This window comes from Pelotomaculum sp. PtaB.Bin117 (assembly GCF_002067195.1).
Classification (GTDB): Bacteria; Bacillota; Desulfotomaculia; order Desulfotomaculales; family Pelotomaculaceae; genus Pelotomaculum_D; species Pelotomaculum_D terephthalicicum.
Window position 1 is genome coordinate 1 of the sequence record NZ_MVQM01000033.1, and the last position, 21,987, is coordinate 21,987.

The following is a 21,987-nucleotide window of genomic DNA, read 5'->3' on the forward strand; positions in this document are numbered from 1 at the left end:
GTAGGAGGAATTCAATAACGATGGTTCAAGCAAAGCCTTGTGCCATCTGCCTCGGCGAATGCCGAGAGGCTATATAGTAGAATAGGAGGAGGTAATATGTGAAGCTCGCATATGTCCTATTGGGTTTCTTGTTTTTTGGCATAGGCACGGTTGGCGCGTTTCTCCCCATCTTGCCCACGGTGCCGTTTCTACTGGTGGCGTCCTTTTGCTTTGCTAAAGGCTCCACCCGGTTCAACAGCTGGTTTAGGTCAACCAAGCTATACAAAAATCATTTAGATGGTTTGGTCAGTTCCCGCGCCATGACCCTAAGGAGCAAAATAACCGTTCTTAGCCTGGCCTCCGTTATGCTCATTTTAGCCTTTGTTTTTTCTCCTTCCGCGCATGCCAGGATCCTCATCGTCTGCTTGCTGGCGCTGAAATACTATTATTTTGCCTTTAAGATTAAAACAGTCAAGGAAAACCCGGTCGACGGTTATCAACAAAAGGTTTCTTAAACCGAGATAGTTTAGGCTAAAATTATCTCTATTTTTTGACTAGGTAGTTAGCATAAGCTAACTAAATCAGGTTCAATAAGGACGGAAGGTCTGGAAATACAACGTTTAAGCCGGAAGGAAAGGAGCGTGTGGAAATGAAAATCAGGGCGCCCACTGAACACTTGACAGATTGCGCGTGAGATTTAATACGGTAGTTTTTCAACAAGGTTGGAAAGCTTAAAATTTAAGGAGGCTTAGAGTAATGAAAAAAAGATTGTTGACGGTGGCCGTGATGGCCTTGATGCTGGTGATGTCCTTTGCCATGACTGCCAGCGCCGGACCGGTTGCAGATACCCTTGGAGCACTAGGACCAGGCCCACACAGCGTGGGGGTTGATCTGTATCATGCCACATTAGATCAATTGTCCATGGGAGATCCCGCCATAGATTCACCCGCCTCGGTTACCGTGGCGAGCGGCGTGGCCACAATGACGCTGGGAGTTTCTCCGATGACGTTCGGCGAGTATACCGGGTATCTGGAGAAACTTGAATATTATGATGGTGGAGTCTATACCGATGAAGACGTCGTCGTTGTCGACTATGATCTAGATGAGGTTCCGGACGCCTTCATTTTCCCGATTACGGACGAAACGGCTATTACTACAGGTGGAGGAGCAGTTATCGGCGCGTGGCAAAAGGTCCAGGTAACAGTTAAGGTAGAAGGCAGCTCCATGCCCGTTTCCCAAGCCAGATTAAAGATCATGTTCTAAGAAACCGCACCAGTGGGACTGATTGATCTGCTTTGCTCAACCAGTCCCACACATTCTTTGATAACAGCATTTGCCAGTTGTTTAATTAATTATAATACTGGGGTTGCCACAAGCCAACCCAATTAAAAGGCACCTGCGGGTACCTTTTTAAAAGACATCTGGTTAGCACAGGCTAATCTGCGTAAAAACAATTATTTATATCAACATTCGTTTATTTAAGCGCCTGGGAGATAAACGTAAAAATGGTTTCAAGCCAGAGGAGAAAGGAGTTGTGCAGAAATTAACAGTATTCACAAAAAAATTTTGAGTTATTTACTGGTGTTTTCTATGATTATCACCCTGTTCCCGGCGGCGGCTTTTTCGGAACCTGATGAGGAGATAACCTCATTTGCTCCCATAACACTGTCCGCCGGCACGGTGTCTGCAGCGGTATACGCGGACGCCGCGGCGGTGATCGCGGCCCTCAGCGCGCAATATCCCAGTGTAACCGACCCGTCAACCGTCGGCAGCTACACCTTTACGGCAACCCTGGGCGACATACCCGCAGGCTACGCCAACCCCCACAACCTGACGGCCACGGCCGAAGTCGTGGTGGGCGGCAGCGGCGGCACCCTCGCCGACGGCAAGTATAATATCAAAGTAACGGCTTTGAACGAAGCCGACGAGGGGACTTCGCCCGTGGCGGCTCTGCTGTCCGAGGACGCCCTGCTCAAGGTGGACAGAGGCCAGGTGACGGCCACCCTTCGCTTTAACCGGGGTACGATAGACGGCGCGGATACCTATGGGAGCTATGTGACCGGCATAAGGACGGTAGCAGGCGCCACATACGACGGGACCAGACTCTCGTACAACGGCTATGACTATTCCAGCACCCACAAGGCTATGGTCAACGACATCAGCGCCCCGACCAGCGCCACCATAACAATTTCGGGAGTCTCAAAAACGTTCCGCTTGCAGTTTGACAGCCCCTCCGCTTTCTCCCTGGGCCCGGCTGATATTCCGGACGGGGCGCTGCGCCAGGCCATCTGCGCATTGCTGGGTGAAGATGCCGGACAATACGCCATCCAGAAGGAAGACATGGAGTGGCTGCGGGGATACTTAAACCTAAGAGGCAAAGGAATAACCGACCTGACGGGGCTGCGGCATGCCGTTAACGTGACACATCTGGACATGAGCTACAGCAGCCTGGGCGGCGTGGAGAACCTGAACGCCATGCTTGGAGAGATTGCGCAACTGCCGAATCTTGAGCAATTAAATCTAAGCAATAATGCCTTGACGAGCCTGCCGGCCATCGGGGACATGCCCAACCTGGCGGAAATCAATGTCGGGTACAATCAGCTGACGGACCTGCCGCAGTTCACGAACCTGCCGGCCCTGACCACCTTTTACGGCAACGACAACAATTTCCAAAGGGTGCCGGAAAGCTTGTTCAACCTGACCTCGCTGGTAAAATTGGACCTGCAGAACAATGCCATTGCGGAGATCAGCAGCAGCATTTCCGCCCTGGGCAACTTAGAAACGCTATATATGACTAATAACCTGCTCCAAACCCTGCCCGCTAGCTTCAACGGCTTATCCAAGTTAAAAACCATGGCTTTCATGCACAATCAACTGACCTCGCTGCCCGCCGACCTGAGCGGGCTCACCGGCGTAACGACTGTCAGTTTGGGCTACAATATGCTGGAAAATATTCCAGAAGGCCTATTTACCCTGCCCAATGTGGAGGACATAACGGCGGATAACAACAGGGTCAGGGAAGTGGGCGGCGGCATCGGCGATCTTAACAAGTTAAGAAAAATTACTCTAAACAACAACCAGATTGAGGCGTTGCCGGCCAGCATGAACAACTTGACCGCCCTGACCGAGATAAACATGAGCTACAACAACCTGACCACCCTGCCCGATGATTTGAGCGGCCTGACGAACCTGGAAACCGCCAATTTTGCCAACAACAAACTGACCGCCCTGCCGGACAGCGTCGGGGACTGGACGGCCCTCAAGACTTTGAAGCTGGCAGCGAACTCTTTAAAGACTCTGCCCGCTTCCATGGGCGGTTTGACAAATCTCAGCGATCTGGACCTGGGGAGCAACAGCTTCGAAGCATTGCCCGGCGCCCTGGCATCCATGCCGGCGTTGAAGGCAATTAAGATGAGTTACAACAAGGTGGCCGCCGCGCCCGCGGACCTGTCCCGGATGACGGCGGTGACAGCAATACAACTGCAAAACAACCGCCTGGGCGAACTGCCGGAAGGGTTTAAAACTTTGCCCAACGTACAGCATATGTACCTGCAAAATAATTTTCTTGAAACCATACCCGAAAACTATTTTGACGGATTGACTGCGCTAAAAACACTTAACATAACCAAGAACTTCATCCAGTTCAGCGAGGGGTCCACCGAGCTGAGCGAAATCCAGAAGCTGCGGAACCGTAGCGTGCCGGTGACGGTGACGGGAAACGCAGCGCCGCAGGGGCCGTTCGCCGCGCTGAAAAGCCTGGAGAGCAGCGCGGGTGAGCTGGAGTTAAAAAATGATGGCGCTCTCAGTTATACTCTTTCCGCGAAAGCGCCTGCGGGAACCTCCTCCATCACCCTGACGCCGACAGGCGTTAAAAGCGACACCACCATCACCATGGGCGATACAACGGTCAACAGCGGTGAGAGCCTGATGGCGGGGGGCCTGGCGACCGGCGTCAATTCCATCGTGCTGATGGCAGCCAGTCCCATCGACGGAAGCCAGGTGACCTATCAAATCCAACTGACCGTTGGCGCCGGCTCCAGCGACGGATTTCCGCAGGACGGCCATACGTACGGCATTACCGTCACCTTGCTGCACGCAAGCCTGGACGTCCCCTCCATGGCCGACAACTATATTATCAACGACGCTTCCATCAAGGTGGTCGGCGGGCAGATGCACCTGTATCTCACCACAGACAACGCGGATATAATGAGCGATTTCAGATATCGGAACGCGGCAGGCGAGTATGTGGCGGCGGAGCTTACATCCAGCGATCCGGCCGCGAACCTGGCCACTTATAAAATGCCCGTCAGCACCATTGACGAGCCTTTGCACCTCCAGGCATATGCGGCTCCGATGGGCTATTCCCCTTACTTCCGCCTGTCCTTTGACAGGGAGACCCTGGCGGATATAACGGGCGAGCAGGAACCGGAAGGCCTGGCCGACGGCACCTACACCATTCCGGTAAGCCTATGGCACGCGACGAGCGATATGGCCTCCATGGGCAACGGGGGTTTGGAGCAGACCGCCAAGCTTGTGGTGGAAAACGGCGAGGGAACCCTGCACCTGACCTTCAAGGCGCTGACCGTGGCGGCCATGAACATGACGGGGTACCTTTCGCAGCTTGACTTGCTGAAAAACATCGTGTTCAACCAGTATAACTACCCCGAAAGCTACGATCTGATTCCGGCCACCGTCGTATCCACCTACGACGTGGTGGACGCCTTTAACGCGCCGGACAGCACGGACCCGAATTGCGCGGGCAAGATGTACCCGAAGGAGATAACCGTGCCTGTCGTGCCGGGGCAGGAGTACACCTGGGTGCACGTCTACGTGCCGGTAATGGGCAGTATGGGCGTCGGCAATCAGGTGGCCAGGATCAAATTGGATTACGGCAACCTGGTCGCGCCGGGCGAACCCAACCCGAACGATGAACCCGTGCGGGAAATCACCGCCAGCGCGGGCGTCGTGACCATCGGACGCGGCGATATCGCCGGCATCTCCGTCACCCGGAATATCGGGCTTAATTTCAGCGACGTGAATATCGTCTTCCCGGTGCAGTATCTGAATAACTATTTTGCCGGCGACGCGTCCGGCACCGGCAGCCTGCAGCTACAAAAGAACGAGGCTTCCGCGGGCACGCGGCAAAGCATTATCAGCATCATGGCAGACACGGACACCCTGGTGAGCGCCATCGAACTGAACCTGAAAATAGGGGACCAGTCGATCACTGATTTGGGCGGTTCGGTCAAAATTACCATCAGCCTGACGGACGAACAAGTCGCGGCCCTTGCAAGCGCTGGAAGCAAAAAGCTCTGCCATTACAACCCGGATACGGGGGCGCTTGAGGACATGGGAGCCACGTTCGACCTGACGAACAAAACCGTGACTTTCTACACCGACCACTTCAGCACCTATGCGATCATCAGCGCACCGACCGGCGGCAGCGGTACCGGCGGCGTTCCTGAAGACACCGGCGAATTGAGTGATGGAATCTACAACATCAAGTTTGACGCCTTGCAGCAATATTCCGACGATTATTCCATGGCGGAGCAATTCTTTACTCAGCCCGCGGTGCTTGAGGTCTCCGGCAGCATAATTAACGTGACTATCGTAATGTACGGCACCACCAGCAGTCCGGAAAAGGACGACGGCATCCACATGCGTTATATCAACAAACTGCAATACCAAAACAGCAGCGGCAACTGGATCAATGTAACGAAGACACTGAACGACGCGGACGACACGATGACAATAGCGTTTACCGTCAGCACCATTGATGAACCCGTGTATATGAGAGTGCAGACCGACTATATGGGTCCTGATTATAAAGTGTTCCGCCTGGTCTTTTACAAGAACTCTCTGGAGAGAGGAGGACTGGTGTCTTCCGGCGCTGTCAGCGCCGCGACCCAATACACCATTAAGGCTGAAGCCGGGGAGGGCGGTGCCATCAGCCCCAGCGGAGACGTCAGTGTGAAAAAGAACGAAGACCAGACCTTTACGATCTCGGCTAATGCTGGATATAAGATCAAGGATGTGCTGGTCAATGGTAAATCCGTTGGCGCGGTAAGCACCTACACTTTTAAGGCGGTTAAGAAAGACGGCACAATCAGCGCTGTTTTTGAAAAAACAGAAGAAATCCCCGTGGCAGCTGAAGCTGCCGCAGCGTTAAAATTTACGGATATCGCAGGCCACTGGGCCGAAAAGGTAATTTATTTTGTCGTGAGCAAGGGCATGTTCAATGGTACAAGTGAGACCATGTTCAGTCCCGATGCTTTCATAACCCGGGGGATGTTTGTAACCGTTCTGGGCCGGATTTGCCAGATCGATCCCGCAAAATATGCCGCGTCCCCCTTTGCCGATGTGGCCCCGGAGACGTATTATGCTCCCTATATAGCCTGGGCTGCGGCGAATGATCTGGTCAGAGGCGTTGGTAACGGCATGTTTGAACCCGACCGGGAAATTACCAGGGAAGAGATGGCCGTGATCTTTGTAAAGTTTGCCAAAATCGCCGGGATCGAGCTGCCGGACGCTTCCGCTCCTGCGACCGCCGCCGTGCCGGAGGGAGCGCTGAAAGACGGGCGGTACACCATTGACGCCTCCGCCCTGATGGAAAATAAAGATGACGCTTCCATGGCTGATCAGTTCTTCACGGAACCGGCCACCCTGACTGTGGCCGGGGGCAAAATCACCGCCACCATGGTTTGGCACGGCACCGAGTATGTCACCATGGATATGCTTGAAGAATTAAAAGTCCAGCAGAGCGGCGGAGAACTGGCAGATGTAAAAAGATTTCTAAATCAGCAGGAGAACACCCTGACAATCACCTTCGAAGTGGAGGATATTCAGGAAGCTACCGTCATGCAGGTCTATGTGCCCAGGGGAATGGGCGAGATCAGGCCCAAGTTCAGGCTGGTTTTTGACAACACATCCCTGAAAGAACAGGGGGCATTGACCTTTGCCGACGCAGGAGAGATCAGCGCCTGGGCCAGAGAGAGCGTGGAAAAGATGAACATGGCCGGAATTATTACGGGCAAAGAGCATAACATGTTCGACCCCCGGGGTCTTGCCACCCGGGCGGAGGCGGCGGTGATCCTCGCCAGAAGCGCCGGTTTTTCAGACTGACGGTAAGCACAGTAAGCGGCCGCAACCGGAGCAGGGCAATGAGCATACTCCCCGCCTGGCGGAAAGAAGCAACTTGCCTTGCCCGGTGCGTGTTCGCGTCGTTGGATGAGAAAAAGTGATGGAAAGAGGAGGTATTTGATAACTAAAAAATGATTAAAAAACTGCTTTTGGGCTTGCTGGTCCTGGGGGCTGCTGTGGCAGGCGCGGCGCATGTCCCCGCGTTTGCCTTGACGGACGGGACTTATGTTGTTTCAAATAATACTCATTATGTCAATCCCGACACCGGCACAGCGGATGACGGGGGCGATACCTCCACCGGCGAGGCCATGTGTAGAAACACGGTCTACCCGGTCAGCCTGTATGAGCAGAAGAATGGGAAACACTATGTAACCCTGCGCCTCAAGATGATATCCTTTATCAAGGATATCAAATTCAACGTGCAGTCGGCTAAGGGGGATGGCGCGTCCTACCGTGAGGTTTCCTATGAAGTGGTGGGCGGAAATAAGGAGGAAAACACCGAGGATTTCCGTTTTGCCCTGCCGGCGGCGGATGTACTGATTAACCCTTCCTTTTTTGTCGGGCCTATGAACAGGGATGTGACCTTTTTTGTAGCTATCGACATGAGCAGCGCCAAAAAAGATGATGGTAAATTTGCCGCCTTCAACGGAACCGCTGTGAATAGCAATTCGGGCTCCCAGCCCGCGCCGGAGCAGTCGGCTGCGCCTGCTGGTCCGTCAGCTGACCAGGCTAAACCGGATGACTCCCTGCCGCCTGAGGCGGACCCGGCTGCCGTCGGCAGTCCGGATGGTTCTAAAGCGCAGGCGGATATTTCTTCATCTGCCGCCCGCGCAGACGGCACGAAGGAAGTACAGGGCATCGTGGAATTTGGGGTGCAGGGGGAAGCCGCGCCCGCGGAAAACCGGGAGAGCGCTTCCGCATCGCCTGTGCTTCCAATCGTTTTTGCAACGGTTGTGTGCCTGGGCGCAGGGGGATATTTTATCTATCGCGGCAGAACGAAAAATAAGCTGAATCAGGTGTGATTATGCGAAAAATATTTGCTGTTTTGTTGTATATCGTGCTGATGATGGGTTTTACCGGCTGCACCACGCGGCCATCAGGGGAAAGCGCAAGCCAGGGGCAGCCCCGGATTGTCTGCACTTCGGCGGCTTTGTGTGAGGTGCTGGCTCAATTGGACCTGGATTTGGCGGGTGTTCCCGATACTTCCATGGAATTGCCGGAGCGTTACCGGGATGTGCCCAGGGTGGGCCTGCCCATGACGCCGGACTTGGAAATTATCAAGTCCCTGAAGACCACCGACGTGCTCAGTCCCAACTCCCTGCAGTATGATTTAAAGCCCAAATATGAGAGCATCAACGTGCCCTGCACCTTTGTCAACCTGATGAGTGTGGAGGGAATGTTTAAAAGCATTGAAGACCTGGGGAAAAAATACCAAAAAACCCGGGAAGCCGACACCTTGATTGCAGATTACCAGGCTTTTATGAACGGGTACAACGCCAAAATAGAGGGCCGAGAGAGCCCCCGGGTTTTGATTTTAATGGGCATACCGGGCGCCTACATGGTGGCCACGGAAAGATCCTACGTGGGCAATCTGGTCAAGCTGGCCGGCGGGAGCAACGTGTTTGAGGACGATGGGGCGCTGCTCAACATCAACACCGAGGTCATCGCTGAAACCGATCCAGATATCATTTTGCGGGCGGCCCACGGCCTGCCGGACGAGGTGCAAAAAATGTTCGCCAAGGAATTCGAGGAAAACGACATTTGGAAGCATTTCCGGGCGGTGCAAAATAAAAGGGTCTATGATTTGGATTTTAAGACGTTCAATATGAGCGCTTCTTTAGGGTACAAAGAAGGTTTAAACAAACTGTTTGAAATGTTTTACGGTCAGGGGAGCGCTTCTGATGAAGAAAACACTGACTAGCTTTGTGGTTTTATGGTTGCTGCTGGCCGGCTTGATTTTTGCCTCGGTCAATCTGGGCAGCATCCGGGTTTCCTTGCCCGAGTTGCTGAAGGGCCTGTTTGTGGCCTACAACGAGAATGTAGCGGTGGTCTTTGATTTGCGTTTCCCCAGGATTATCATTGCCGTGCTGTCCGGAGCGGCCCTGGCTGTTTCCGGGGTGCTGTTTCAGGCCGTGATGAAAAACCCCCTGGCCGATCCGGGCATTATCGGCATTTCAGCAGGAGCGAGCTTTGCCGCGGTTCTGGTCACCATGTTTTTTCCCGCGTGGTTTTTCTTTTCGCCCATATTTGCCTTTGGGGGCGGGGTGGTTGCTTGTTTCCTGGTCTACTCCCTGTCCTGGAAGTCGGGGCTGACCCCTTTGCGCATTATTTTGGTGGGTATCGCCGTCAATGCCGTCTTTTCCGGGCTGCTGGAGGCGGTCAATTATATGACGGGAGGCCGGCAAAGCGTGGTTGCGGCCATTGTCGGCGCCAATATTTCCATGAAAACCTGGGACGACGTGCACACCCTGGTGTGGTACGTGCTTGTTGGCTTGCTGGGGGCGCTGGCCGTCTCCGGCAGGTGCAACCTCCTCTCCCTGGAGGACAAAACCGTGCGAAACCTGGGCGTGAATGTACATGCCGTCCGGGTGCTGGTATCGGCCGTCGCCGTGCTGCTGGCCGGCATTGCCACAGCGGTGGCGGGGGTGATCAGTTTTGTGGGATTGATTGTACCCCATATTGCCCGGCTTCTGGTGGGATCAAACCACAGGACGTTGATCCCTTTCTCCATCCTGCTGGGTAGTTTTACCGTTTTGCTGGCCGATACGGCAGGCCGTGTCATCGCCGCCCCTTACGAAATCCCCGCGTCGATTGTTATGGCGGTTATTGGCGGCCCCTTCTTTATTTTCCTGCTGAGGAGGAGTGATAAAACCTATGGAAATTAAGGATTTATCCTTTCAATATGGCAAACAGACGGTTTTGCAGTCCATATCCGCCCGGATCAGAAAAGGCAAAATTACCACAATTATGGGTTCAAACGGCTGCGGTAAATCCACTCTGTTTTATCTGATGACGAAAAACCTCAAGCCTGTAAGCGGGGGGGTCTATCTAAACGGGAAAAATATTCAGGAGATCTGCTTAAAGGAGTTTGCCAAAAAAGTGGCCATTGTCCATCAATATAATTCCGCCCCCAATGATACCACGGTCAGAACCTTGGTTGCCTACGGGCGCACACCCTACTCCTCCTTTTACCGGCGCAGCGGCAGCGAGGATGAAGAGGCCATTGACTGGGCCATGCGTGTCACCAACATTTATGAATACAAAGACAAGCCGCTCTGCACCCTTTCCGGCGGCCAGCGGCAGCGGGTGTGGATTGCCATGGCGCTGGCCCAAAAGACGGAGATCCTGCTTTTGGATGAACCCACGACCTATTTGGATATCCGTTATCAGATTCAGATCCTGAGTTTAATCAAATCACTGAACAAGGATTTGGGTATGACCATTGTCATGGTGCTCCATGACATTAATCAAGCCATCTATTACAGCGATGAGGTGATTGGCTTGAAAGAAGGAAGGGTGATCGTCCAGGGGGAATTGAATGAGGCCATCAACAGCGCCACCTTGCAAGAAATTTTCGGCGTTAATTTAAAAGTGGTGGAAACGAAAGATTGCAAATACGTTTTAGCGGTTTAACAAGTGCGGGAATTTTTAATTGCAGCCATACAAAAAATCAGGCGGCGTTCAGCGCCGCTGAGGAGGTATATGATGAAAGTATTATTGACTTACAGCAGCAGGACGGGAAACACGGAAAAAGTGGCAAAGGCCATTCAAGAAGTGGTTCCGGCGGATACGGCTTTTAGTCAAATTAGCGGCGCGCCCCCACCCGAAGAATTTGATATGGTGGTGGTAGGGTTTTGGATTGATAAAGGGAAGCCTAACCAAGAAGCCCTGGACTACCTCTCTACGCTCAAAAATAAAAAAACAGCCTTTTTCTGCACGATGGGCGCGCATCCGGATTCCCCGCACGGGCAGAAATACATCAAGGAGGCGCGGACCCTCTTTCAGGAAAACCAGTTGGTCGGAGAGTTCGCCTGCCAGGGAAAAATTGATGAAAAATTAATAGAAACATTTAAAGCTTTTCCCCCGGGGCACCCCCATGCCCTTACGGAGGAAAGCATGAAACGCTTTGAAATCGCCAGCAATCATCCGGACGAGGCGGATTTGGACCGGGCCAGAGAAACCTTCCGGGAAATATTTCAATGATTTAGGATAGGAGAAATAAATGTTTGCACAAAGATTGAAGAGCCATCACGAGCTGTATGATGTTATGAAAAACCTGGCAATAGGCAGGATGGATGTAAACGAATATCTCAAAAGCCTTCCCGGAGTTCCCCGGGAAGGCGTAATCTACATCCATATTCCTTTCTGCCGGAAAATTTGTTCCTTTTGTAATATGATCAGAGTCAATGGCGCGCCTGATGACAATTATGCCAGGCTGCTTATCAAAGAAAGCGAGCGATATCAAGATCTGGATTATATCCGGCGCTTGACTTTTCAAGCGGTGTATTTTGGCGGCGGCACCCCTACCACCTTGAGCAGCCGGTCCATTAAAGAGATCGTAAGCGTCTTGAAAAAGAATTTCTGTTTGGCGGATGACGCGGAAATCACCTTTGAGTCCACTGTTACCGAGTTGACTGAGGATAAAATCAGCAGCATGCAGGAATGCGGCGTAAACAGGATCAGTGTAGGCATCCAGACCTTCAACGACCGGGGCAGGCAGCTGCTGGGGCGTTTGGGCAGCGGCCGGGAAGCCTATCAGAAGCTTTCGCAAATAAAAGCCCGGGGATTTGAGAATGTGAATATCGACATCATTTATCACTATCCCCGGCAGACCGGGGAAGAATTAGACCAAGATTTAAACAACGTTTTTTCCCTGGAACTGGCCGGTTTTTCTTTTTACTCGCTGATTACACAGCCGGGCGCCCAACTGAAAGGCTGTACGGATGATACGGACATGGCCTTGTTCGAGCGTATTTATACCAGAGCTATCGACCGGGGATTTTCCATGTTGGAACTAACCAAGCTGATCCGGCATGACCGCTACCGCTATATAACGGCAAGGTATCAAGGGGCGGATACCCTGGCGCTGGGTGCGGGAGCGGGGGGTAATCTTGCCGACATAACCTATATGAACCCAATAAGCCTCGGTAACTATCGGAATTATGTGGAAAACCAGCCCGACACAAAGCTGGTGGGCGTCGTCACAAAGCGCCAATACCAGACTGTTTCCAGGCTGACCGGCGCCATCCAGCAATGCAAAATTCCCCGTCATGAATATAAAGAAATGTTCGGCGCAGAGATCAGAAAGCTTGTGGAACAACTTCTGGCGGAAGGCTACGCGACAGAAAAAGATGATGCTTTCCATCTAACGAGAAAAGGTATTTATTGGGGCAACAATATTTGTGACGCCTTTTTGAGAAATTTGAAAATCTAATCTTTTGCCGGGGGTGTGGCATATGCACCCCCCCCTCATTTTTCCATCACTGTATCTATTTTAAAAACTAGTCTGAATCTTGGATGGATAGGACCCATTTTGCCGGGGACGTAAACCTTCATATAAATGGGGCTGTTCAAATCCACAACAGGCAGGGTCATGGTCAAAGTATCATTATTTTGATTAAATATTAGATCGACATCCATAAAATCAACGTTATTATAGCTATATTGAAGAGACTCGATGGACGATATAGGCATATGCTTTGTGCCGTGCATCATGATAGTGGCGTAAAAGCCGCCATTTGATACTGCAATGGAGGCCGGCCCGGTAAAAAATTGATTTGCCATCGAATAATTGGAGTCCGATTCTCGCAGTGCCGCAACGCGTTTTGTGAATTCCCGGATCTTGGCAAAGCTCTTTTGGCTAAGGATATGCTCAATGCGACAAGCGTCTTTGCTGGCTGTGGCTTCATCAATGTCCAGTGTCATCATCAGGTATTTCGTGATCAACTGATGGCGTTCATAGATCTCATTCGCCCTTTTGTTTCCTTCTTTAGTAAATGAAATTTTTCCATCCTGTTCCGTGAGGATGTAGCCTGCTTTTTTTAGGATGCTCATGGCACGGCTTACGCTAGGTTTTGAATAGTTCAATTCATTGGCTATATCAATTGAGCGGACATAACCGTTTCTGTTTTGCAAAACAAGAATGGTTTCTAAATAATTCTCACCCGATTCCTGAAGCTTCATAGGGCTACCCCCCAAAATCACCTGAAAAACCATGCTGTATTTACCAATATATATGCTATTTTAGCATATTTTTTTGTTTTAACTCAACTATCGCAGATGGAAAGTTGTAATCGATCTCTGCTCTAAGGGATTACTGCAACCATACCTAGAGGGTATATAGATGTCTGCCGCCCCATGATGAGGAATAACAAAGTGGTACATTCCAAAGCCGTGAGATTGAAAGGAATACATTTACTTGCTATGCTCCTGCATTTTCATTTATAGCCAGCAAGAGGAGCTGCTTTTGATCTTTCGTGCCTGTTTTGGTCAAAAAAAGTTGCAACGGCAAAATCTTTCGAAATCGGCCTATAAAAATGGACGTACCGCTAAAAGCGGCATAAAAAACACCGGCGGAAAAGATGCCTGCCTGCTCCGGTATAAGTGGCAGTGCCAGCCATTGTCCAATGTCAAGGGCTGACCCTGCTACCCCTCTGCTACCCCTGCTACCCCCTTAATGTGAATATACTGTGTTCCAATAAGTAGATTTAAAACTAAGAGGAGATGATACAAGTGTCTATGACCCATTACATGGAATTGCTGGCAACTAATCAGCCGTGGAACCTTATATTTTATATGGCTATACCGGTGATTCTTGCTGAGACGTTGGTTGCAACTGAATTTTTTGTAGTATATATGCAATACACAAAAAATCTGCTGCAGGATGTTATGTCCGGCAACAGATTTCTTTAGACAGAAAAACCGCTTTAGAAGGCAGGAATCACGCTGCCTTTGTAATTATCCTCCAGAAATTTCTTAACTTCAGGTGACTGCAAAGCCTGACCAAGCTTTTTGATGTCTTCTTTGTCTCTGTCCTCGGGCCTGACTGCCAAAACATTGGCGAAAGGCGAGTCTTTTGCTTCCATCTAAAGCTATCATCTAAGTTCTAAATACCGGCCAGGCTTTCAACAGCATGTCGCGCCCATTTTGAGTCTTTAAGCACTGCTCTGCCTACGCCGACGAGGTCAGCTTTCCCTTCAGCCAGCAGCTTCTCAGCAGCCAGTGCGTCTGTAATTCCGCCGGTGAGGAGCACTGGTATGGACACCACATGTTTTATAGCCTTAGCGAGCGGCGCGAAATAACCTTGCCCGTTAAGCCCCGGTACACTAAACCCCGAAAAACCTCCGGATATATCAAGAATGTCTACGCCGGCTTTTTCAAATTCCTTTGCTGCTGTCTGGCTGTCCTCAACAGTCGTTCCACCTGGGGTAAAATCTGAAACTCCCAATCTAATAAGGATGGGAAAGTCTTTACCTGCGGCAGCGCGTATTGCTTCTATAACTTCAAGGTGAATGCGGATGCGATTGTTCACCTCGCCGCCATATTCATCACTTCGCTTGTTGGTCAGGGGAGAGAAAAATTGGTTAAGAAGATAACCGTGCGCCGCATGGATTTCTACTCCATCAAATCCTGATCTTTTGACGCGACGGGCGGCATCTGCAAAAGATTTAACAATGTCGGCAATCTCCTGTCGCCTAAGCGCGCGAGGAATCCCACCTTTGCGAGGGTTACTTACTGCTGAAGGTCCGACCGTTTCTGTGCCAATTATTTCTTCAGCAGCGGCACTTCCGGCATGATTAATTTGCATGACGCCTTTGGAGCCGTTTCTGTGGATGACTTCCGCCAACTTCCTCAAACCTTCTATTGTACTGTCGTCCGCGACTGAAAGCTGATTTTCGCCGGCCTTGCCTTCAGATTTAATAAAACTGTGTTCAACAATTATTAGCGATATGTATCCACCCTGAGATTTTTCCGCATAGTGATCGAGTATTGCCTGGCTCACTTTTCCACCCGGTCCGGCTTTCGAGGTAGCCATGGGCGGCATGACCAAGCGGTTGGCCAATGTCAAAGGACCTGCCTGTAGCGGTTTAAGCAAAAGAACCAATAAAAACACCCTCTTTCTGCGGCATTGGGTTAATTAATACTCCCTGCATAATTGTATATCTTCCCTGGAGATGAAGTCTACCACAGACAATACTTTGGGGATATGCTTCTTGCTTCTGGCAGTAGAATCCAGTATGGTTTCAAAAGCTTTTTTCTCCATTTGACATTCTGTATAAAAAGGGGTTGACTTATAATATAGGGGGGTATAGTATAATATTATATTAAAGGTGGTGCTTTAAAGTGAACGACGATATTGAGCAAAGACCGGGCTCCTGTTGCCAAAACACAGGAGAAAGTATGGAAGAAGGAAGACTCAGAAGCTGGCGCGATGAAAAAACCGTGCAGGAACTTGCCAACCGCCTCAATCGTATTGAAGGTCAAGTGCGGGGAATCAAGCGGATGATCGAAAAAGGTGTTTACTGCGACGACGTATTAAACCAGATATCTTCTGTTCAGTCTGCATTAAACGGCGTAGCGAAATTGCTTTTGGAAAAGCATATGAGATTCTGCATTAAAGGGCAGCTCGCGGCCGGTGACGACATAGTTATTGATGAGTTGATGAATACTATTTATAGGATGCTCAACAAGTGACCGGGTTTCTTTAACAGAGTGAGGAGCGGAGAGATGATTAAAAAAGAATCATTCAAAATCGCCGGGATGTCTTGCGCCGCGTGCGCGGCTAGAATAGAAAAGAGTTTCAGAAAGCTGGAAGGCGTAGACCGGGCCAATGTTAATTTCGCCGTGGAAAAAGCCACGGTTGAATATGACGACAAGCTTGTCGATCCGCAGGAGTTTGAAACTCTCGCAGAAAAACTCGGCTATGAAGTGATCAGGGAAAAAGCGGCGGAAGAAAGCAAGGTCGACCTGATGATCAAGGGTATGACCTGTGCCGCTTGCGCCGCCAGGATTGAGAAAAAACTCGGCAAGCAGAAAGGAATTATCAAAGCCGCTGTTAACCTGGCCACGGAAAAAGCGTCGGTGGAGTTTGAGCCGGCAGAAATAAAAGTTTCAGACATGATTAAAGCGGTGCAGTCTTTAGGTTATGATGCCGAGAAAGCGGAGGATACGGCCAGAGACCGGGAAAAAGAACTCAGGGAAAAGGAAATACGAACCCTGCAGATTACCCTGGTCGTTTCCATATTGTTAAGTTCTCCCTTATTGCTGGCGATGGTACTAATGATCGCCCACTTGGAGACTTCCTGGCTGGCCATACTGCATAACCAGTATTTTCAGCTGGCCATTGCCACACCCATTCAGTTCATCATCGGGTTCAGGTTCTATAAGCACGCGTTTTATGCTTTAAGAGCCAAGAGCGCCAATATGGATGTATTGATTGCCATGGGTACGTCGGCGGCGTATTTTTATAGTCTATACAATGTTTTTTTCCAGACTGCGCCGGAAGGCATGATGAAAGACCTGTACTTTGAAGCGTCGGCAATACTGATCACCCTGATTCTTTTGGGAAAATATCTGGAAGCGGTGGCAAAAGGAAAAACCTCCGAGGCGATCAAGAAATTGATGGGCTTGCAGGCTAAAACCGCAAAAATAATCCGTGACGGCGTGGAACAGGATATTCCGATCGAAGAAGTTGAAATAGGAGATATCGTTATAGTCAGACCCGGTGAGAAAGTCCCTGTCGACGGAAAGATTACCGAAGGAAATTCGTCCGTTGACGAATCCATGCTTACCGGCGAGAGCCTGCCGGTCGAGAAAAGAACAGGAGACTTAGTGATCGGCGCGACAATAAATAAATATGGAACATTCAAGTTTGAAGCGACAAAAATAGGCAAGGATACGGCGCTTTCACAGATTATCAAAATGGTGGAGGACGCTCAAGGGTCAAAAGCGCCGATACAGAAAATCGCCGATCAGGTTTCAGGCGTTTTTGTACCCGCTGTTGTGGGGATTGCCGTCCTGACATTTGCGAGCTGGTACTTTAGCAGCGGTGACCTGACCAAGGCCGTGATCAGCGCGGTTGCTGTATTGGTGATTGCCTGTCCTTGCGCGTTAGGACTTGCCACACCCACAGCCATTATGGTGGGTACCGGCAAGGGTGCAGAAAACGGCATACTGATCAAAGGCGGAGAACACCTGGAAACGGCTTATAAACTGAATGCTGTCGTAATGGATAAGACGGGCACCATTACCAAAGGACAGCCGGAAGTGACAGATATTATCGCGTTGGGGCCGTTTGATAAAAACGAGCTGCTGAAAACGGCGGCCATAATAGAAAAAAATTCCGAACACCCGCTCGGAGCAGCCATTTTCGAAGAAGGCAGGAAGATGTTCGGCAACATACCAAACCCCGACAGGTTTGAGGCAATCCCGGGCAGAGGCGTTATGGCTGAGGTTGATGGAAAAATATTCCATATAGGAACCCGGAAACTGATGAAAGAGAAAGGTATAGATCTGGGGAACGTTGAGCCTGCCGTCGCAAGACTTGAGGATGAAGGTAAAACCGCCATGCTCATGTCAAAAGATAATGCCATCCAAGCTGTTATTGCCGTAGCTGATACCATAAAAGAAAACTCGCAAGAGGCCGTTGCGGATTTGCAGCGGATAGGTATTGAAGTCTATATGATTACAGGTGATAATCGGCGTACTGCGCATGCCATCGCCAGGCAGGCGGGGATCACGAACGTTTTGGCGGAAGTCCTGCCCGAAGACAAAGCAGAAGAGGTTGAAAAGCTGAAAGCGCAAGGGAAAGTGGTCGCCATGGTTGGGGATGGAATCAATGACGCGCCCGCGCTTGCCACCGCCGATATCGGCATGGCCATCGGCACGGGGACGGATGTGGCGATTGAAGCCGCGGATATCACTTTGATGCGGGGAGACTTAAGAGCGATAACGGCGGCCATACGTCTTTCCCGTAAAACGATGAATAAGATTAAGCAAAATATGTTTTGGGCGTTTTTCTATAATGTTATCGGCATACCTTTCGCGGCTTTGGGATTTTTGAATCCGATGATCGCCGGCGGCGCGATGGCGTTCAGCTCCGTATCGGTTGTGACAAACTCACTGAGCTTAAAGAGGTTTGATCCGAATAAAGGGTTTGGGGAGAGACCCAAAACTGCTAAAGAGGCAATTATAAAGAATGATTCAGTTGCACAGGCGCAAACGGATATAAATCATTTTGGAACGAGAGTTAAAGAATAGGACAAAATAAAATTATAATAATAAGGGGGTTAAGATTAATGTCAAAAGAATTAAAAACCTTAGATGTTGAGGGAATGTCTTGCAGCCACTGCGAGCACGCTGTGAAGAAGTCGGTGGGCGCTCTGACCGGAGTGGACAGCGTAGCCGTGGATTTAAAGGGCAAAAAGGTTACAGTAGAGTATGATGCTGAAAGGGTAAATCTTGATAAAATAAAAGAAACGATTGAAGATCAGGGCTATGAAGTGAAATAATTGACAATATAAGTCAGGCTCCTTAGATTGAAAACTCTTTTTAAGGGACATTCCTCAAGCCGAAAGGTGGCGCGACCGAGAGGTGTGTCCCTTTTACGCGCTATAATCTTATAACAACATTTATATAAAATGAGGCAAGTGAAAAAGGAAGCAGAAGGCATTATTATCGCTTTAGACGGCAAAATAGCGAAGGTAAGAGCGGGCAGGCACAGTGATTGTGACAGCTGCGGGGCATGCCCCGGAGATAAGGCCGCAGTCATGGATGTTTATAATCGCGTGGATGCCAAGGTGGGACAGCGGGTCATTATTGAGATACCTGAAGCCAATATGTTAAAAGCAGCCTTTGTTGTTTACCTGTTGCCTCTAATAACAATCTTTATGGGTTACTTGATTGGGGTATGGATTTCCGGCGTTGTTAACGGAGGTTAGCGCAAGTATCGCTGCTTTTATTTTGGCTCTTTTATATATCAAATATTTTGACAGGTCTATGGCGAAAACAAAAATGATGCCGGCCATTAGGAATGTTATGCCATACCTTATGGTATGATCACTATTTTGCGAATCTCCCGTCGTCTCTTGTAGTTGATAGTTTTTGAACATTTTTTTTAAACCAGCCGGTCTTGACCGCTTCTCTGACATCAAATTCAGCTACATAAGGCTTTATATCCAGAAGAGGAGTCCCGTTAACAATATCTACATCCAGGATATGGAGTTTGTTTCCTTCAACCTCAGAAAGACGCACTACCGAAAAACCAATTGAATTCGGCCTGCTTGGAGCGCGCGTGGCAAAGATTCCGTGCAGTTCGTTATCCAGGAACGGTTTCACTAATAAAGTAGACTCTTTTACCATATGAAGATAGTAAATCAGAATAAGGTGAGAAAATCCTTCAATATCCTGTAACCCTTCGACATATTCGGGATATAATTCAATGACGCCGGCAATGTCCCGCGCCGCTGTCGGTTGAATAGGTGTTCCCTTCGGTTCTTTAAACGGAGATTGAATGACGCCGATTGGCTTGAAATTAATCATAACTTCACCTCAATAATAATGCAGATCTGATTTACTTTGATGCAGTCGCTCTTATTCATCCGGGCCAACTTGTTCCACCCTGAGATTTTTCCGATAGTGATCGAGTATTGCCTGGTTTACTTTTCCATCTGGTCCGGCCTTCGAGGTAGCCATGGGCGGCATGACCAAGCGGTTAGCCAGGTTAGCCAGTGTCAAAGGACCTGCTTGCAACGGTTTGAGCAAAGAGCCAATAATAACACCTCTTTCGTTATCACTTATAAACAACAAGATCGTCTAGGGATTTTCTTATTTTTTTAATATTTGTATCCCGGGCATAACCTACAGGTGTGAATGCAATAGGTTCCAGAGTATCATCAAGAGCAAGAACATGTCTTGCAGCTTGTAGATTAAACGCGCCAATCCAGCACGTTCCAAGGCCCAGATCAGTAGCTGTCAGAATAATATGGTCCATTACGATAGCGGCATCTACGTCACTATAGTTCTTTTTATCACTACGCACCCAATTTTCCCCAGGTATTGCGCACACGCCAAGAATTAATGGAGCTTCGACAAACCAATCCCTGTTATATATTTTTTTCAATTCTTCCTTGCGTCCGTTGGTATCTGCCACGATAATTTTGAACGCCTGCCTGTTCGCGGCTGTGGGGGCCAACCTGGCAGCTTCCAGTATAATATGCAATTTTTCCTGTTCCACCTGATCAGGTTTATACGAACGCACACTATACCTTTTTTTGATAACATCTAGATATTCCATTGAACCAAACCTCCTTTTTTCAGAACCCTTGCAGTTCTCTCCATACAGACAGGATATCAGGAACAAATACATTCGATACAGGTTTCATACAATAATAGTTCCAAATTCATTGATTTGTAAACTTTATAATGAAAATTTATTTTTTGATTATTATTTTAATCCCATCCCTCCTATGCATGCGGTAATGATTACAGAAGCCCAAGGCAAATCCCTGGCCAAGGCGGGCGTTAGCAGATATGCCCATAACCTGGAGACAAGCCGGCGTTTTTTCCCCTCTATTTGCACCACGCACTCATCAGTACTAGAGGTGGTTAAAACCTTCGCTATTTTCCGCTTCATTCTTCCTGATACAATTATCCGTCCTGCCGGTGGCCGGGAAATCAACTTGCGGGATATGCAGGGATTTTTGATGCTTTCAGGAGCCAATGGTTTGATTATCGGCAACTATCTCACCTTCTCCGGTCGTGATGCCAAGGCTGATTTCCGCATGGCTGAGGATGCCGGACTATACCCGTTATAAATAAGTTACGTACGTAGATTCTCATATCAAGAAGATTGGTTTACAAAATGTCTGACTTTAAAATCCGCGCCGATGTTCTGTGCAATCTCCTCACATAATCGTATGTCATCCCTGGAGATGAAATCTACCACAGACAATACCACTTTAGGTATATGCTTCTTGCATTTGGCGGCAAAATCCAGTATGGCTTCAAAGGCTTTCTCCCCGTAAACGGATCGGCATATTGCCTGATATTCCTTTTTGGCCTTCGCATTCAAACTAATAGAAATAGAATCCACCCATCCTTCTAAATAAGGAGTGATATCCCTGCCACAAATCAGATTGGCCTGACCGTTAGTGTTGATGCGGATTGGCATATTATATTTTTCCTTCAATTTTTTACTTATTTCAATAATATCGTTGGTGCGCATCATAGGTTCCCCATAGCCACAAAATACAAACTCCTTATACTTGGAAATGTCTCGTCTTTGGATATCTTCAATAACCTCATCAATGGCAGGTTCCTTTTCAAGCCAAAGATTAGTTCCGCTACCAACACCGTCCTTAATATTTTTTACACAGAAATAACAATTATTGGTGCAACGGTTAGTTATATTAATATATAACGAATTGCCCACTTCATATGTGATGGTCATCGACATCATCATCCTTTCGAAAAAAATTAAATCTTTTATTTCTGAAATTGTCAACATTCCTGCTTGATATCATATCTCGCTAGTCCTTGAGAGAGATTATTTACCTGGCTTCCGGTTTCTAACATTAAATTCCAAACAGTTGGCTCATTCGACGCAGTATCGAAGATCACTTAACATTGAAAAGTAGGCTTATCATAATTAACCTTGGCTTTTTAATTCAGTGGCCGGCATAAATTGTTAGTCAACTAGATAAAAATAATTAGGGTTTGAATTCCCGACTAGATAGTCTGACCAGGTTCCCGGAAACCCATGGCAACCTGCATGGTGAAAAAGTGGTGTTTGGCTTGATTGCCCAGTTGTTCCTGGAAGGCAAAACTAAAGAAAAAATAGAGCCTACGGTTAGCTTTCTGCATGATCTA

The 21,987-nt window shown here is 49.2% G+C and carries 21 protein-coding genes and 3 pseudogenes; 15 read left to right on the top strand and 9 right to left on the bottom strand.

The features are described 5' to 3' along the window. Window positions 1-98: 98 nt before the first annotated feature. From A4E54_RS01170 to A4E54_RS01210, 9 genes are all read left to right on the top strand, one after another. Window positions 99-494, top strand: a complete 396-nt coding sequence (locus tag A4E54_RS01170) for a YbaN family protein (RefSeq protein WP_240085173.1) — start codon at window positions 99-101, stop codon at window positions 492-494. 241 nt (window positions 495-735) lie between these two features. After that, window positions 736-1,242 carry a hypothetical protein gene (locus A4E54_RS01175; protein WP_240084675.1) on the top strand — a complete coding sequence of 169 codons (507 nt, stop codon included), beginning with the start codon at window positions 736-738 and terminating at the stop codon, window positions 1,240-1,242. 327 nt (window positions 1,243-1,569) lie between these two features. Beyond that, the gene (locus A4E54_RS01180; protein ID WP_286723863.1) at window positions 1,570-7,101 is read left to right on the top strand and encodes an NEAT domain-containing protein; all 5,532 of its coding nucleotides are present in this window, start codon (window positions 1,570-1,572) and stop codon (window positions 7,099-7,101) included. Between the two features lie 149 nt (window positions 7,102-7,250). Further along, entirely contained in the window at window positions 7,251-8,141 is an 891-nt protein-coding gene (locus A4E54_RS01185) for a heme-binding Shp domain-containing protein (protein WP_240084673.1), read from the top strand. Window positions 8,142-8,143: 2 nt separating this feature from the next. Beyond that, a complete protein-coding gene (gene isdE, locus A4E54_RS01190; protein WP_240084672.1) occupies window positions 8,144-9,040 on the top strand; it encodes a heme ABC transporter substrate-binding protein IsdE in 897 nt (298 codons plus the stop codon). Then, entirely contained in the window at window positions 9,021-10,004 is a 984-nt protein-coding gene (locus tag A4E54_RS01195) for a FecCD family ABC transporter permease (protein ID WP_240084671.1), read from the top strand. The genes isdE and A4E54_RS01195 overlap by 20 nt, the downstream gene beginning before the upstream one ends. Then, window positions 9,994-10,752: an ABC transporter ATP-binding protein gene (locus A4E54_RS01200; protein WP_240084670.1), complete on the top strand. Its 759-nt coding sequence runs from the start codon at window positions 9,994-9,996 to the stop codon at window positions 10,750-10,752. The genes A4E54_RS01195 and A4E54_RS01200 overlap by 11 nt, the downstream gene beginning before the upstream one ends. Before the next feature lie 69 nt (window positions 10,753-10,821). Continuing rightward, window positions 10,822-11,322, top strand: a complete 501-nt coding sequence (locus tag A4E54_RS01205) for a flavodoxin family protein (protein ID WP_240084669.1) — start codon at window positions 10,822-10,824, stop codon at window positions 11,320-11,322. Window positions 11,323-11,341: 19 nt separating this feature from the next. Then, entirely contained in the window at window positions 11,342-12,553 is a 1,212-nt protein-coding gene (locus A4E54_RS01210; RefSeq protein WP_240084668.1) for a coproporphyrinogen-III oxidase family protein, read from the top strand. 35 nt (window positions 12,554-12,588) lie between these two features. Here A4E54_RS01210 and A4E54_RS01215 read toward each other — a convergent pair whose 3' ends face one another. Then, complete coding sequence (locus A4E54_RS01215; RefSeq protein WP_286723878.1) at window positions 12,589-12,960, bottom strand: NEAT domain-containing protein; 372 nt, start codon at window positions 12,958-12,960, stop codon at window positions 12,589-12,591. Further along, window positions 12,943-13,302: pseudogene (locus tag A4E54_RS01220) on the bottom strand (metal-dependent transcriptional regulator); the annotation flags it as partial. The gene A4E54_RS01215 and the pseudogene A4E54_RS01220, both read right to left, overlap by 18 nt. A 549-nt stretch (window positions 13,303-13,851) precedes the next feature. Between A4E54_RS01220 and A4E54_RS01225 the strand changes: the two are divergent. Continuing rightward, window positions 13,852-13,995: pseudogene (locus A4E54_RS01225) on the top strand (DUF6803 family protein); the annotation flags it as partial. 50 nt (window positions 13,996-14,045) lie between these two features. On the opposite strand, the gene A4E54_RS01230 reads toward A4E54_RS01225, so the two are convergent. Both A4E54_RS01230 and A4E54_RS01235 read right to left on the bottom strand, forming a co-directional pair. Next, a complete protein-coding gene (locus A4E54_RS01230) occupies window positions 14,046-14,204 on the bottom strand; it encodes a MetQ/NlpA family ABC transporter substrate-binding protein (protein ID WP_240084667.1) in 159 nt (52 codons plus the stop codon). A 20-nt stretch (window positions 14,205-14,224) separates the two neighbouring features. Further along, window positions 14,225-15,223 (bottom strand): NADH:flavin oxidoreductase, encoded by a 999-nt coding sequence (locus tag A4E54_RS01235; RefSeq protein ID WP_240084677.1) that lies wholly within the window; start codon window positions 15,221-15,223, stop codon window positions 14,225-14,227. Window positions 15,224-15,519: 296 nt separating this feature from the next. On the opposite strand from A4E54_RS01235, the gene A4E54_RS01240 reads away from it, so the two are divergent. From A4E54_RS01240 to A4E54_RS01255, 4 genes are all read left to right on the top strand, one after another. Continuing rightward, window positions 15,520-15,813: a metal-sensitive transcriptional regulator gene (locus A4E54_RS01240; protein WP_240084676.1), complete on the top strand. Its 294-nt coding sequence runs from the start codon at window positions 15,520-15,522 to the stop codon at window positions 15,811-15,813. 33 nt (window positions 15,814-15,846) lie between these two features. Continuing rightward, window positions 15,847-18,378, top strand: coding sequence for a heavy metal translocating P-type ATPase (locus tag A4E54_RS01245; protein ID WP_240084666.1), 2,532 nt, complete (start codon window positions 15,847-15,849; stop codon window positions 18,376-18,378). Between the two features lie 38 nt (window positions 18,379-18,416). After that, the gene (copZ, locus tag A4E54_RS01250; protein WP_240084665.1) at window positions 18,417-18,629 is read left to right on the top strand and encodes a copper chaperone CopZ; all 213 of its coding nucleotides are present in this window, start codon (window positions 18,417-18,419) and stop codon (window positions 18,627-18,629) included. Between the two features lie 138 nt (window positions 18,630-18,767). Continuing rightward, window positions 18,768-19,058: a SoxR reducing system RseC family protein gene (locus A4E54_RS01255; RefSeq protein WP_240084664.1), complete on the top strand. Its 291-nt coding sequence runs from the start codon at window positions 18,768-18,770 to the stop codon at window positions 19,056-19,058. A 121-nt stretch (window positions 19,059-19,179) separates the two neighbouring features. Here the strand turns inward: A4E54_RS01255 and tsaA are convergent, their stop codons facing one another. The 3 genes and pseudogenes from tsaA to A4E54_RS01270 form a co-directional block, all read right to left on the bottom strand. Beyond that, the gene (tsaA, locus tag A4E54_RS01260; protein ID WP_240084663.1) at window positions 19,180-19,659 is read right to left on the bottom strand and encodes a tRNA (N6-threonylcarbamoyladenosine(37)-N6)-methyltransferase TrmO; all 480 of its coding nucleotides are present in this window, start codon (window positions 19,657-19,659) and stop codon (window positions 19,180-19,182) included. Between the two features lie 73 nt (window positions 19,660-19,732). Next, window positions 19,733-19,890, bottom strand: a pseudogene (locus tag A4E54_RS01265) (NADH:flavin oxidoreductase); the annotation flags it as partial. A gap of 19 nt (window positions 19,891-19,909) precedes the next feature. Beyond that, entirely contained in the window at window positions 19,910-20,413 is a 504-nt protein-coding gene (locus A4E54_RS01270; protein ID WP_240084661.1) for a nitroreductase family protein, read from the bottom strand. Between the two features lie 184 nt (window positions 20,414-20,597). Here A4E54_RS01270 and A4E54_RS01275 point away from each other — a divergent pair, with 184 nt between their 5' ends. Further along, complete coding sequence (locus A4E54_RS01275) at window positions 20,598-20,933, top strand: biotin synthase BioB (RefSeq protein ID WP_376741820.1); 336 nt, start codon at window positions 20,598-20,600, stop codon at window positions 20,931-20,933. A gap of 26 nt (window positions 20,934-20,959) precedes the next feature. Here A4E54_RS01275 and A4E54_RS01280 read toward each other — a convergent pair whose 3' ends face one another. Beyond that, on the bottom strand, window positions 20,960-21,625 hold the full coding sequence (locus A4E54_RS01280) for a TIGR04100 family radical SAM protein (RefSeq protein ID WP_240084660.1): 666 nt from the start codon (window positions 21,623-21,625) through the stop codon (window positions 20,960-20,962). A 221-nt stretch (window positions 21,626-21,846) separates the two neighbouring features. After that, window positions 21,847-21,981: a hypothetical protein gene (locus A4E54_RS01285; protein WP_286723871.1), complete on the bottom strand. Its 135-nt coding sequence runs from the start codon at window positions 21,979-21,981 to the stop codon at window positions 21,847-21,849. Window positions 21,982-21,987: the final 6 nt, after the last annotated feature.

What these genes read in the sequence shown, in the direction of transcription:
- A4E54_RS01175 (WP_240084675.1), top strand. Translation starts at nt 736, where the DNA reads ATGAAAAAAAGATTGTTGACGGTGGCCGTGATGGCCTTGATGCTGGTG.
- A4E54_RS01180 (WP_286723863.1), top strand. Translation starts at nt 1,570, where the DNA reads ATGATTATCACCCTGTTCCCGGCGGCGGCTTTTTCGGAACCTGATGAG.
- A4E54_RS01185 (WP_240084673.1), top strand. Translation starts at nt 7,251, where the DNA reads ATGATTAAAAAACTGCTTTTGGGCTTGCTGGTCCTGGGGGCTGCTGTG.
- isdE (WP_240084672.1), top strand. Translation starts at nt 8,144, where the DNA reads ATGCGAAAAATATTTGCTGTTTTGTTGTATATCGTGCTGATGATGGGT.
- A4E54_RS01195 (WP_240084671.1), top strand. Translation starts at nt 9,021, where the DNA reads ATGAAGAAAACACTGACTAGCTTTGTGGTTTTATGGTTGCTGCTGGCC.
- A4E54_RS01200 (WP_240084670.1), top strand. Translation starts at nt 9,994, where the DNA reads ATGGAAATTAAGGATTTATCCTTTCAATATGGCAAACAGACGGTTTTG.
- A4E54_RS01205 (WP_240084669.1), top strand. Translation starts at nt 10,822, where the DNA reads ATGATGAAAGTATTATTGACTTACAGCAGCAGGACGGGAAACACGGAA.
- A4E54_RS01210 (WP_240084668.1), top strand. Translation starts at nt 11,342, where the DNA reads ATGTTTGCACAAAGATTGAAGAGCCATCACGAGCTGTATGATGTTATG.
- A4E54_RS01230 (WP_240084667.1), bottom strand. Translation starts at nt 14,204, where the DNA reads ATGGAAGCAAAAGACTCGCCTTTCGCCAATGTTTTGGCAGTCAGGCCC.
- A4E54_RS01240 (WP_240084676.1), top strand. Translation starts at nt 15,520, where the DNA reads ATGGAAGAAGGAAGACTCAGAAGCTGGCGCGATGAAAAAACCGTGCAG.
- A4E54_RS01245 (WP_240084666.1), top strand. Translation starts at nt 15,847, where the DNA reads ATGATTAAAAAAGAATCATTCAAAATCGCCGGGATGTCTTGCGCCGCG.
- copZ (WP_240084665.1), top strand. Translation starts at nt 18,417, where the DNA reads ATGTCAAAAGAATTAAAAACCTTAGATGTTGAGGGAATGTCTTGCAGC.
- tsaA (WP_240084663.1), bottom strand. Translation starts at nt 19,659, where the DNA reads ATGATTAATTTCAAGCCAATCGGCGTCATTCAATCTCCGTTTAAAGAA.
- A4E54_RS01270 (WP_240084661.1), bottom strand. Translation starts at nt 20,413, where the DNA reads ATGGAATATCTAGATGTTATCAAAAAAAGGTATAGTGTGCGTTCGTAT.
- A4E54_RS01275 (WP_376741820.1), top strand. Translation starts at nt 20,598, where the DNA reads ATGATTACAGAAGCCCAAGGCAAATCCCTGGCCAAGGCGGGCGTTAGC.
- A4E54_RS01280 (WP_240084660.1), bottom strand. Translation starts at nt 21,625, where the DNA reads ATGTTGACAATTTCAGAAATAAAAGATTTAATTTTTTTCGAAAGGATG.
- A4E54_RS01285 (WP_286723871.1), bottom strand. Translation starts at nt 21,981, where the DNA reads ATGCAGAAAGCTAACCGTAGGCTCTATTTTTTCTTTAGTTTTGCCTTC.